The organism is Streptomyces sp. NPDC002669 (genome assembly GCF_042889165.1).
Classification (GTDB): Bacteria; Actinomycetota; Actinomycetes; order Streptomycetales; family Streptomycetaceae; genus Streptomyces.
The window spans coordinates 77,259-88,685 of the sequence record NZ_JBIAQQ010000012.1 but is presented as its reverse complement, the minus strand read 5'-3'; the positions used below and the strand labels follow the sequence as shown (position 1 = coordinate 88,685).

Annotated in this window: 11 protein-coding genes and 1 riboswitch; of the genes, 8 read left to right on the top strand and 3 right to left on the bottom strand. The window is 71.7% G+C overall.

The features are described from left to right. Nucleotides 1–24 precede the first annotated feature (24 nt). Complete coding sequence (bcp, locus tag ACFYW1_RS19650; RefSeq protein ID WP_356932064.1) at nucleotides 25–492, bottom strand: thioredoxin-dependent thiol peroxidase; 468 nt, start codon at nucleotides 490–492, stop codon at nucleotides 25–27. 154 nt (nucleotides 493–646) lie between these two features. On the opposite strand from bcp, the gene ACFYW1_RS19645 reads away from it, so the two are divergent. From ACFYW1_RS19645 to ACFYW1_RS19635, 3 genes are all read left to right on the top strand, one after another. Continuing rightward, nucleotides 647–967 (top strand): DUF3618 domain-containing protein, encoded by a 321-nt coding sequence (locus tag ACFYW1_RS19645; RefSeq protein ID WP_356932065.1) that lies wholly within the window; start codon nucleotides 647–649, stop codon nucleotides 965–967. A gap of 61 nt (nucleotides 968–1,028) precedes the next feature. Then, nucleotides 1,029–1,367 carry a co-chaperone GroES gene (locus ACFYW1_RS19640; RefSeq protein ID WP_030923137.1) on the top strand — a complete coding sequence of 113 codons (339 nt, stop codon included), beginning with the start codon at nucleotides 1,029–1,031 and terminating at the stop codon, nucleotides 1,365–1,367. A gap of 137 nt (nucleotides 1,368–1,504) precedes the next feature. Continuing rightward, nucleotides 1,505–1,576, top strand: a riboswitch (guanidine-III (ykkC-III) riboswitch). 39 nt (nucleotides 1,577–1,615) lie between these two features. Continuing rightward, nucleotides 1,616–1,936, top strand: coding sequence for a DMT family transporter (locus ACFYW1_RS19635; RefSeq protein WP_388994246.1), 321 nt, complete (start codon nucleotides 1,616–1,618; stop codon nucleotides 1,934–1,936). Here ACFYW1_RS19635 and ACFYW1_RS19630 read toward each other — a convergent pair. Further along, the gene (locus ACFYW1_RS19630; RefSeq protein WP_388994243.1) at nucleotides 1,930–4,395 is read right to left on the bottom strand and encodes a transglycosylase domain-containing protein; all 2,466 of its coding nucleotides are present in this window, start codon (nucleotides 4,393–4,395) and stop codon (nucleotides 1,930–1,932) included. The two genes, ACFYW1_RS19635 and ACFYW1_RS19630, sit on opposite strands and share 7 nt — an antisense overlap. A gap of 172 nt (nucleotides 4,396–4,567) precedes the next feature. On the opposite strand from ACFYW1_RS19630, the gene ACFYW1_RS19625 reads away from it, so the two are divergent. The 4 genes from ACFYW1_RS19625 (at nucleotide 4,568) to ACFYW1_RS19610 (ending at nucleotide 8,256) form a co-directional block, all read left to right on the top strand. Next, nucleotides 4,568–5,368 (top strand): ABC transporter permease, encoded by an 801-nt coding sequence (locus tag ACFYW1_RS19625; protein ID WP_388994240.1) that lies wholly within the window; start codon nucleotides 4,568–4,570, stop codon nucleotides 5,366–5,368. A 79-nt stretch (nucleotides 5,369–5,447) separates the two neighbouring features. Beyond that, nucleotides 5,448–6,275, top strand: coding sequence for an ABC transporter permease (locus ACFYW1_RS19620; protein ID WP_388994567.1), 828 nt, complete (start codon nucleotides 5,448–5,450; stop codon nucleotides 6,273–6,275). 32 nt (nucleotides 6,276–6,307) lie between these two features. After that, the gene (locus tag ACFYW1_RS19615; protein WP_388994236.1) at nucleotides 6,308–7,360 is read left to right on the top strand and encodes an ATP-binding cassette domain-containing protein; all 1,053 of its coding nucleotides are present in this window, start codon (nucleotides 6,308–6,310) and stop codon (nucleotides 7,358–7,360) included. A gap of 182 nt (nucleotides 7,361–7,542) precedes the next feature. Next, on the top strand, nucleotides 7,543–8,256 hold the full coding sequence (locus ACFYW1_RS19610) for a DUF1707 domain-containing protein (protein ID WP_388994233.1): 714 nt from the start codon (nucleotides 7,543–7,545) through the stop codon (nucleotides 8,254–8,256). A 179-nt stretch (nucleotides 8,257–8,435) separates the two neighbouring features. On the opposite strand, the gene ACFYW1_RS19605 is transcribed toward ACFYW1_RS19610, so the two are convergent. Further along, complete coding sequence (locus tag ACFYW1_RS19605) at nucleotides 8,436–9,680, bottom strand: SGNH/GDSL hydrolase family protein (RefSeq protein WP_388994229.1); 1,245 nt, start codon at nucleotides 9,678–9,680, stop codon at nucleotides 8,436–8,438. A 146-nt stretch (nucleotides 9,681–9,826) separates the two neighbouring features. Here ACFYW1_RS19605 and ACFYW1_RS19600 point away from each other — a divergent pair, with 146 nt between their 5' ends. Continuing rightward, complete coding sequence (locus ACFYW1_RS19600) at nucleotides 9,827–11,305, top strand: DUF445 domain-containing protein (protein ID WP_388994226.1); 1,479 nt, start codon at nucleotides 9,827–9,829, stop codon at nucleotides 11,303–11,305. Nucleotides 11,306–11,427: the final 122 nt, after the last annotated feature.

Here is an 11,427-nt window from a genome sequence, read left to right as displayed (position 1 = left end):
GCCGCAAACCGGGCGGCGCCCGGATCAGATGCCGAGATCCTTGATGATCTTGGCGACGTGGCCGGTGGCCCGGACGTTGTAGAGGGCCCGTTCGACCTTGCCGTCCTCGTCGACGACGATCGTGGAGCGGATGACACCGGTCACCGTTTTGCCATAGAGCTTCTTCTCGCCGAAGGCGCCGTACGCCTCAAGGGTTTCCTTGGAGGGGTCGCCGACCAGCGTGACCTTCAGGTTCTCCTTCTCGCGGAACTTGGCGAGCTTCTCGGGCTTGTCGGGGGAGACGCCGATGACGTCGTACCCGGCGCCGGTGAGCAGCTCCAGGTTGTCGGTGAAGTCGCAGGCCTGCTTGGTGCAGCCGGGGGTGAGGGCGGCCGGGTAGAAGTAGACGATGACCTTGCGGCCCTTGTGGTCGGCGAGCGAGACCTCGTTGCCGTCGGCGTCGGGAAGCGTGAAGGCGGGGGCGGTGTCGCCGGGCTGGAGTCGCTCGCTCATGGTTCTCCTCGGGTGGCACGTGGGATGACGGGACCGAGCGTAACGACCCGGGGAGCAATAGGGGTGCCGCCGAGTGCGCGGGCGGTCGAGCTGACAGACTGTCGATGAAGATTCAGATGAAGGTTTACCGGACGACGACCACGGAGGCGGCGCAGTGTCGGATGCCAGGACCCCTGCGCAGATCGAGGCGGACATCATCAGCAGGCGCGAGCAGCTTGCGGTGGTGCTCGATGAGATCGGGGTGCGCGTGCACCCGAATACGATCATTGGGGATGTGAAGGCCAGGGCTGCCGAGGCCGTGGACCGGACGGCCGGGCGGGCGTTCGTCGCGGTGAACCGGGCGGTGTCGGACGTGAAGGCGCAGTTCGTGTCGGAGGACGGTGCCCCGCGTCTGGAGCGGGTGATCCCGGCGGCGCTGCTCGGGGTGGGTGTCGTGGGTCTGGTGGTGGCGTCGAAGCGGCGCCGGAAGCGTTGACGCGGCGGTCCGCACACCCCGGAGGCGTGCGGAGCCGCGACGGACAGGTAGGTTGCGGGGCGTGAGCGAGAACACCGACGACAAGCTGCCCATCCGCATGCTGCACGACCGTGTGCTGGTCCGGTCCGATACGCCCGAGGGCGAGCGGCGTTCGGGTGGCGGCATCCTGATTCCGGCGACCGCTGCGGTCGGCCGTCGGCTGGCCTGGGCCGTGGTGGTCGCCGTGGGTCAGAACGTACGGACGGTGGAGCCGGGCGACCGGGTGCTGTACGACCCCGAGGACCGCGCGGAGGTCGAGGTGCGGGGCGTGGCGTACGTGCTGATGCGCGAGCGGGACCTGCACGCGGTGGCGGCGGACCGGTTCGAGGGCTCGGTGGATTCGACCGGGCTGTATCTGTAGCGGGCTGTATCCGTGGCCGCCGGGACTGCGGTCGTGGTCCTGCCCCGCCCTGTCCTGTTCCGGTCGCTCAACCCGTTCCGTCGTACCTGTTCGTGAGAGTGGGCATCCGGCCCGGTGACCGACGTCACCGGGCCTTTTGCCTGTTCTTTGCTACGGTGGGACGACCCCGACGAGACGCGCCGTACCGGGTTTTGCAAAGACGACGCACCCGTGTTGTTCGCGTGTTCTGTCTCGTCGGAGGTGCCGTCATGGCGTGGGTCCTGCTCGTTGTCGCCGGTCTGCTGGAAGTGGGCTGGTCGATCGGGATGAAGTACACCGAGGGGTTCACCCGGCTGTGGCCGAGTGTGTTCACGGGGTTCGGGATCGTGGCGAGCATGGTGTTGCTGTCCCATGCGGCCAGGACGTTGCCGATCGGTACGGCGTACGGCGTGTGGGTCGGCATCGGCGCGGCCGGGGCGGCGGTGCTCGGCATGGTGGTGCTGAACGAGCCGGTGACCGCCGCCCGGATATTTTTCGTCTGCCTGCTGCTGGTCGCCGTCGTGGGGCTGAAGGCGACCTCGGGTCACTGACCGGGGCCGGAGGCGGGGGCGGGGCCCGGTGCCGGGGTGCCTCGGTTGCCGGGGGCGAAGCCGTAGCCGCCGGGGCCCCCGGTGTTTCCGCCCCCGTTCCCGCCTCCGTTGTCGTTCCCGCCGGTGTTGTCGCCGCCCTGGGGGCCGCCGTTGTCCCCGCCGCCGTTCTGCGCGCCGCCGTTGTCCGTCGTGCCGTCGGTGGGGGAGCCGGTGTCGGTGCCTCCGGTGGCCGGTTCGCTGTTGCCGGGGGCGGTGGGGGTGTCCGGCGGGGTGTTGCCGGGGGTGCCGGCCGGGGTGCTGGGGGTGGACTCGGTGGGGGTTCCGGTGTCCTGGGGGCCGGTTTCCTCGTCGGTGGGCGGGAGGGGTTCCTCGACGCCGCTCTCCAGGTCGAGGTCGAAGTCCCGGGCCTCGGTGCCGCGCAGGGCGGCCTCGGTGTACTGGGCCCAGGCCCGGGCGGGCGGGCCGCCGCCGTTGACGCGGGCCAGGCCGAGCGCTCCGTACAGCGGCTTCTGCACGCCGGTTTCGGGGTCCTGGCCCATGACGGCGATGACGGTGGTGAGGTCGGGGGTGTAGCCGGCGAACCAGGCGGCCTTGTCCTCCTCCGCGGTGCCGGTCTTGCCGGCGGCGGGGCGGCCGGCGGCCTGGGCGGCGGTGCCGGTGCCGCCCTCGACGACGCTCCGGAGGATCGCGGTCGTGGTGTCGGCGGCCTCGCGGGGGACGGCCTGTTCGGTGGTGCGGCGGTCGGGGAGTTCGACGTCCTCGCCGTTCTTGGTGACCTTCACGACAAGGGTGTACGCGCCGTGCCGTCCGTGGTTGGCGAGGGTGGCGTACGCCTCGGCCATGTCGAGGACGCTCGCGGTGGCGACGCCGAGCGCGTTGGACGGGTACGCGGTGAGGTCGGGGGTGTTCTCGGGGAGGCCCAGGTCGATGGCGGTCTGTTTGACCTTGGCCGGGCCGACGTCCTCGGCCATCTGGGCGTAGACGGCGTTGACGGACTTGTCGGTGGCGGTGGAGACGGTGATGGGGCCGTAGCTGATGTCGTCCTCGTTGGCGGGGGCGTAGCCGGTGGGGCCGTCGGGGCCCTGGACCATGCGTTTGTTGGTGCCGTCGTAGACGGTGTCGGGGGTGATGCGGCGGCCGTCCTGGGTGGTGGAGCGGTTGGTGACGGCGGAGGTGAAGACGAAGGGCTTGAAGGTGGAGCCGACCTGGTAGTCGCGGCGGGTGGCGTTGTTGACGTACTGCTTGGTGTAGTCGATGCCGCCGTACATGGCGACGACCCGGCCGGTGCGGGGGTCGACGGAGGCGCCGCCGACGCGGACGTTGCGGTCGGCCGGGCGGTCGGGACCGGTCTGGGACATGACGTTGTCGTCGACGGCTTCGACGAGGGCGTCCTGCTTCTTCCGTTCCAGGGTGGTGGTGATCCGGTAGCCGCCGGTGGCCAGGGTGTTCTCGTCGATGATCTTGTTGCTGGTGAGGTAGTCCTCGACGGCCTGGACGAGGTAGCCGCGCTGTCCGGCGAGTCCGGTGGACGGCTTGACCTTGCCGGGCACGGGGAACTTCATGGCGGCGCGGTCGGCCGGGGTGAGCCACTTCTCCTTGACCATGCCGTTGAGCACGTAGTTCCAGCGGCCGAGGGCCGCGGCCTTGTTCTGGGGGTGGACGACGACGTCGTAGGCGCTGGGGGCGTTGAGGAGGGAGGCGAGGTAGGCGCCCTCGGCGGTGGTGATCTCGTCGACGTCCTTGCCGTAGTAGGCCTGGGCGGCGGCCTGGATGCCGTAGGCGTTGCGGCCGAAGTAGCTGGTGTTGAGGTAGCCCTCGAAGATCTGGTCCTTGGACTCCTCGCGGTTGAGCTTGACCGCGATGAAGAACTCCTTGGCCTTGCGGACGAGGGTCTGTTCCTGGCCCAGGTAGTAGTTCTTGACGTACTGCTGGGTGATGGTCGAGCCGCCCTGTTTGCCCTTGCCGGTGAGGGTGTTCCAGGCGGCGCGGGTCATGGCCTTGAGGTCGACGGCCCGTTCGGAGTAGAAGTCGCGGTCCTCCGCGGCGAGGACGGCGCGCTGGACGGTGAGGGGGACCTGGGCGAGCTTGACGTTCTCCCGGTTGACCTCGCCGGAGCGGGCGAGGGTGCTGCCGTCCTCGTAGAGGTAGACGTTGGACTGCGCGGTGGCGCTGGCGTTGGCGGGCGGGATGTCGACGAGTTCGTACCCGGCGATGAAGCCGCCGATCAGGAGCAGGGCGAGGAGGAGGACGGCGCCGAGGGTCATCCGCCAGGTGGGGACGGCGCGGCGCCAGCCGGTGCGCTCGGGGCGCCCGGGTTTCTTCGTCCCGCCGCTTTCGGGGCCGGTCCCGTCGGTTCCGGGGGCGGCCCTGCCGCCCGGGGCGTCGTGGGAGGCCGGGTCCCTGGGGGCCCAGCCCCGGGGTTCGCGTTCCCCGTTCGGCTGCTGTGGCTCGTCGCTCATTTCCGTACGGACTCCTCGGACGCGGTCACTTCCCCCATAGTGCCCTTTTCTTCGGAACAACCACCGGATCGACCTCCGAAAAGCGGTCGCGGCGGCCGTCCCGGCTGCACTAGGGTCGTGCGCTTTGGTGTCCGAGGCCGTTGGGCACCCGATCTGATGGGTGGTGGATGCGGTGCGGCTTTACGCGGTGGTGGCGGCGGGAGGGTTCAGGCGTTACGCCACCTACCGGACCGCCACGGCGGCGGGCGTCTTCACCAACACCGTCTTCGGTTTCATCCTGGCCTACACCTACACGGCGTTGTGGGACGAGCGTCCGCAGCTCGGCGGTTACGACATGTCCGAGGCGCTGACCTACGTGTGGCTGGGGCAGGCGCTGCTGATGACCTGCGCCATGATGGGCGGCGGTTTCGAGGACGAGCTGATCGAGCGCATCCGCACCGGGGACGTGGCGGTGGACCTCTACCGGCCGGTGGACCTTCAACTGTGGTGGCTCGCTGGCGACTTGGGCAGGGCGGCGTTCCATCTGCTGGGGCGCGGCATCGTGCCGCTGCTGGTGGGGGCGCTCGCCTTCGAGCTGGCGCTGCCCTCCGACCCGTTGAACTGGCTGGCCTTCCTCGTCTCGGTGGCGCTCGGCGTCGTGGTCAGTTTCGCGATCCGCTATCTGGTGGCGCTCAGCGCGTTCTGGCTGCTGGACGGGGCGGGGGCGGCCCAGATGGCGTGGCTGGCCGGGATGTTCTTCTCCGGGATGCTGCTCCCGCTGACGCTGTTCCCCGGGGTGCTGGGGGAGATCGCGCGGGCGCTGCCCTGGTCCTCGCTGCTCCAGGTGCCGGTCGACGTGTTCCTCGGCAAGCGCACGGGGTGGGGTCTGGTGGAGGCGTACGGGTTCCAGGCCGGCTGGGCGGTGGCGTTGCTGCTCGTGGGCCGGGCGGTGCAGTCGGTGGCGACGAGGAGGGTGGTGGTCCAGGGTGGCTGACACGAGCGGTGCGGTGCGGACGGCCGACGGGACCGGGACGGCCGGCACGGCCGGAGGGGGTCTCGCGGGCGGGCCGGGGGTGGTGTTCGCCGAACGGCCGGGCCTCGTCGAGGGGCTGCGCGCGTACGGGCTGATCGTGATGATGTGGCTGCGCTCGACGATGGCGTACCGCGCCTCGTTCGCCATGACGGCGTTCGGGAACTTCGCGGCGACGGCCTTCGACTTCGTGACGATCCTGCTGATGTTCTCGCACGTGGACGCGTTGGGCGGGTACACCCTGCCCGAGATCGCCCTGCTGTACGGGGCCTCGGGCACCGCCTTCGGTCTCGCAGACCTGCTGCTGGGGTCGATGGACCGGCTGGGGCGGCGGGTGCGCGACGGCACGCTGGACACCCTGCTGGTACGGCCGGTGCCGGTGCTCGCGCAGGTGGCGGCGGACCGGTTCGCGCTGCGCAGGGTGGGGCGGATCCTCCAGGGGCTGCTGGTGCTGGGGTACGCGCTGGTGACGCTGGACGTCGAGTGGACGCCGCTGAAGGCGGCGATGATCCCGATGATGCTGCTGAGCGGGACGGCGATCTTCGCCGCGGTGTTCGTGACCGGGGCGGCGTTCCAGTTCCTCGCGCAGGACGCGGCCGAGGTGCAGAGCTCCTTCACGTACGGCGGGAACACCCTGCTCCAGTACCCGCCGACGATCTTCGCGAAGGACCTGGTGCGCGGGGTGACCTTCGTGGTGCCGCTGGCCTTCGTGAACTGGCTGCCCGCGCTGTACGTCCTGGGCCGGGAGTACCCGGTGGGCCTGCCGGAATGGGTGGCGTTCCTGCCCCCGGTGGTGGCGGGCCTGTGCCTGCTGCCCGCGGGAGCGGCCTGGCGCATGGGCCTGCGCGCGTACCGCAGCACAGGAAGCTGACGCACGACGACGAACGAGGCGGGGCGGTGGACATGGACGCGGAAATCGATACGGAAGCCGGAACGGGAGCACGTGTGGAGGCAGGTGGGGAAGCGGGCGCCGAGGGTGGGCCCGGGAGCGGTTTCATCGAGCTGGACGGCGTGGAGAAGGTCTTCGACGTGCGTCGCAGGACCGGTTTCATGCGCGGCGAGCGCCGCCAGGTGAGGGCGGTCGACTCGATCGGCTTCCGGGTCGCGCGCGGCGAGATGGTCGGTTACATCGGCCCGAACGGCGCGGGGAAGTCGACCACGATCAAGATGCTGACCGGCATCCTCACCCCGAGCGCCGGCCGGCTGCGGGTGGCGGGCATCGACCCGTCCCGGGAGCGCACGAGGCTGGCGCACCGGATCGGGGTGGTGTTCGGACAGCGCACCACGCTCTGGTGGGACCTGCCGCTGCGCGACTCGTACCGGCTGGTGCACCGGATGTACCGGATTCCCGACGCCCGCTTCCGGGAGAACCTGGAGCGCTGCGTCGAACTCCTGGACCTGGGCGAGCTGTTGGACGTTCCGGTGCGGCAGCTCTCGCTGGGGCAGCGGATGCGCGGCGACATCGCGGCGGCGCTGCTGCACGACCCCGAGGTGCTGTACCTGGACGAGCCGACGATCGGCCTGGACGTGGTGTCCAAGGCCAAGGTGCGCCAGTTCCTGCGGGACCTGAACGCCGAACGCGGTACGACGGTGCTCCTCACGACCCACGACCTGACGGACATCGAGCAGCTCTGCAAGCGCGTGATGGTGATCGACCACGGCCGGCTGATGTACGACGGTGCGCTCGCCGGTCTGCACGAGGTGGGCCGGAGCGAGCGGACGCTGGTGGTCGATCTGGAGCGCGAACTCCCGCCGATCACCCTGGAGTCGGCGCCCATGGTCCGCAACGTGAAGGTGGAGGGGCCGCGGCAGTGGCTGGCCTTCCCCGCCTCGGAGTCGGCGGCCCCGCTGGTCGCCGAGATCGCCGCCGACTACCCGTTGGTCGATCTGTCGGTGCGGGAGCCGGACATCGAGGCCGTGATCGCGAAGATGTACGAGTCGGCCGCCGAGAGGTAGGGCTCGGCTCCGGAGGGCGGGGCCCGGATCGGACGGGGCCCGGATCGGACGGGCGGGGCCCCGCTTCCGGCGGGTCGGACCGGGGAGCGGCATGAGGAGTTGTGACGGGACCGGCATGGGGAGCTGTGACGGGAGCGCGCCCGTTCAATAGGCTGCGCGGTATGACAAGTGACCTTCCGGAAATGCGTGCCTCCGACGCCGAGCGCGAGCGCGTCGCCGAGACCCTGCGTGAGGCGGTGGCCGAGGGCCGGCTGGACATGGAGGAGTTCGAGCAGCGGCTCGAAGCGGCCTACGGGGCGCGCACGCGCGGGGAGTTGGAGCCGCTGGTCCGGGACCTCCCGGCGCCGGGCACGGCGGTGGCTCCGGTGGGTGCCCGGGGTCCGGCGCGGACGGGTTCGGCGGCGAGCTGGGCGGACCGGGTCGGCAAGCCCGCCACGTCGGGCGGCGCGTTCGCGTTCTGGGGCGGGTTCGGCCGCCGGGGGAACTGGACGGTGGCCCGCAAGTTCACCGCGTTCTCGATGTGGGGCGGCGGCGAGATCGACCTGCGCGACGCGAACTTCGAGGACCGCGAGGTGGTCATCCGCTGCTTCACGATCATGGGCGGGATGCACGTGACGGTTCCGCCGGAGCTGAACGTCGAGGTCCGCGGCATCGGCATCATGGGCGGCTTCGGCGAGTCCTCGAAGGACGAGGGGATCGTGTCGCCGGACTCCCCGCGGGTCCGGATCACCGGCTTCGCGCTGATGGGCGGCGTCGGTGTGGAGCGCAAGCGGAGCAAGGCGGAGAAGCAGCGGCTGAAGGAAGCGGAGCTGGAGCGGCTGCGGGAACTGGACCGCGAGAGCGGCCGGGGCCGCCTGGAGAAGGGCCCCGGCTCCTCGGACCGGCCCGGGGACTGAGGTCCGGGCCGGGGGATGACGGGCCGGGCCGAGGTCGGGGCGGTCCGGGCCGGAGGTCGGGACGGGGTGGAGACCGGTGCGGGCCGGGGCGCGCGGTGCGGGTCTCCTTCGCCCCCGCCCGTATCGCCTGCGTCCGTACGTACCGCCCGCCCCGCCCGTACCGCCCCCGCCCCGGTCGTTCAGAGCTCGTCGGACACGGGGCGTTCGTGGACCAGGGTCGTCAGGTCCACCGTCGAGCCCAGCAGCCGGTAGCCCGCGTCGTTCAGATGGAGATGGTCGCCGCTGTCGTAGGCGGGCCGCAGCCGCGTCGGGCGGTGGGGGTCACGGGCCGCCGCGTCGAAGTCGACGACGGCGTCGAAGACCCCGCCCGCCCGGATCAGTTCGTTGACCCGCTGCCGCACCTCCTCGCGCGCGGGGGTCCAGGTGCGGAACCCCTCGTACGGCATCAGCGTCGCTCCCACGACCCGGAGTCCGTGCGCCTGGGCGCGCCGCGTCATGGACCGCAGGGCGTCCGCGATGCGGTGCGGGTCGGTCTCCTGCGGGGACTTCTGCACGTCGTTGATGCCGAGCGCGACGACGACGGTCCGGGCTCCGGCGACCTCCAGCGCGTCGCGGTCGAAGCGGACGCTCGCCCGTACGCCGCGGCCGTCGCGCAGGATGCGGTTGCCCGCGATGCCGGCGTTGGCCACCCCGTACCGGCCGCCCAGCCGGTCGGCGAGCACGTCGGGCCAGCGGCTGTTGGTGTCGGAGGTGGAGCCGGTGCCCGCGGTGAGCGAGTCGCCGATCGCCACGACCGTTCCGGCGGCGGCCCGGGTGCGCACGTCGACGGCGGTGAGGTAGCGCCAGCCGTCGGTCCGCCAGGTGCCCCACGCGGTGTCCACGTACGAGGTCTGATGGCCGCCCGGATGCATGGTGACGGGGCCCTCGGGGGCGGAGGTGCGCAGCGCGACCACGAGATCGGCGTCGGCGGGGACCGGGACGACGACCGGGTCGCTGACGAGCTGCCCGCCCGCCGCGACGGTCGCGCGGACGGCGCCCCCGAAGGTCACGGCGCGGGCGTTCACGGTGACGCGGTCCAGGTGCAGCGGGCGGGTGCCGAAGACGTTGGAGAGGGTGACGCGGGCCGCGTCGCCGCCGATGCTGGTGTGCACGACGTTGCGGATGGTGCGCCGGTTCAGGGCGCTGCCGTGGGCGGTGTCGGGGACCCCGGCGATGGGGGCCGCCGTCCAGGTGGCGGTCCAGAGCCCGGCGGAGTGCGCGGGCGCGGCGGGGCCGCCGGCCGCGGGCCGGGCGTCGGGGGCGTCGGCCGGGGCCGGCCGGCCGCCGGAGAACAGCAGGGTGCCCGTGAACGCCACGGCTGCGGCGAGCACGGCGGTGCCCGCCAGGAGGGCGATGAGCAGGGCATACCCCTGGCGCCTGGGCATGGTCGGTGGGTCTCCTCATGATCGATTGTGCTGGTCCCATGATGGGACAGGTCGTCGGGAACTCGGCGTGCGGCCCGGGAGTAGGTCAGGTAGGCACAATGCGTACGGGGCACCGGGATCGGGGCGTACGCGGACGGGTGGAGCGGATGGAACGGATCGATCGGACCGGACCGGAGGAACGACCCGGACCGGAAGAGAACCGCGCCGGACCGGAACAGACCGGTACCGGACCGGAAGAGACCAGGATCGGACCGGAACGGGAGCGATCCGGACCGGCGGAAAAGGCGCGGGGTGCGCGGCGGCCGGTACGGGGGGCGGGCGCGGCCCGTACCGTGCCCGGTGACCGCCCGGCTCCCCTCGCCTCGTTCGCGTACACGGCGGCCGACGAGGAGAAGCGGCGCGGCGTGCGCCGGATGAAGACCACGGCCACGGGCCTCCTCCTGCTGGTCGCGCTCGTGTACGTACTCGCCACCTGGGCGAAGAACGAGGGGGTGGGCGGCTGGCCGGGCTTCGTCGCCGCGGCCGCCGAGGCGGGCATGGTGGGCGCGCTGGCCGACTGGTTCGCCGTCACGGCGCTCTTCAAGCGTCCGCTCGGCCTGCCGATCCCGCACACCGCCATCATCCCCACCAAGAAGGACCAGCTGGGGGCCTCCCTGGGTTCCTTCGTCGGCGAGAATTTTCTCTCCGGCGACGTCGTGCGGGGCCGCATCCACGGCCTGGGCGTCGGGCGGCGGCTCGGTGCCTGGCTGGCCGAGCCGGAGCACGCGGACCGGGTCACCGCCGAGCTGTCGACCGCGCTGCGCGGCGCGCTGACCGTGCTGCGGGACGCCGATGTGCAGGCCGTGGTGGGCGAGGCGATCACCCGCCGGGCGAACGCGGTGGAGATCGGCCCCGGCCTCGGGAAGATGCTGGAGAAGGTCGTCGCCGACGGCGGCCACCGCAAGGTGGTGGACCTGGTCTGCACGCGCGCCCACGACTGGCTGGTGCTGCACGGCGACTCGGTGATGGAGGCGGTGCAGGGCGGGGCTCCGGGCTGGACGCCGCGGTTCGTGGACAAGCGGATCGGGGAGCGGGTCTACAAGGAGCTGCTGCGGTTCGTCACGGAGATGCGGGACATGCCGGGGCACCCGGCGCGCGCCTCGATCGACACCTTCCTGACGGACTTCGCGTCCGACCTCCAGACGGACTCGGACACCCGGGCCCGGGTGGAGCGGCTGAAGTCGGAGATCCTGGGACGCGGCGAGGTCCAGGAGGTCATCGCCTCGGCCTGGTCGTCCGTACGCTCGATGATCATCGCGGCGGCGGAGGACGAGCAGAGCGAGCTGCGGCTGCGCGCGCGGGCCTCATTGATGGGGCTGGGGGCGCGGCTGGCGACGGACGACCGGCTCCAGGCGAAGCTGGACGGCTGGCTGGAGGACGCGGCGGTCTATGTCGTCACGACGTACCGCACGGAGATCACGTCGCTGATCAGCGACACGGTCGCGAGCTGGGACGCGGACCAGACGTCGAAGAAGATCGAGGCCCACATCGGCCGCGACCTGCAGTTCATCCGGATCAACGGCACGGTGGTGGGCGCCCTGGCGGGCCTGCTGATCTACACGGTGTCCTGGGCGCTGGGGGCGTAGGAGTACGGAGAAGAGGGGCGGGGGCCGGTGCGCCTCCGCCCCTCTTCCGTGCCGTGCGGGGCAACGAATCCGTGCCGCGCCGCGCCGTGCGGGGCAACGGGCCGTCGCGTACGCGGTTCGGA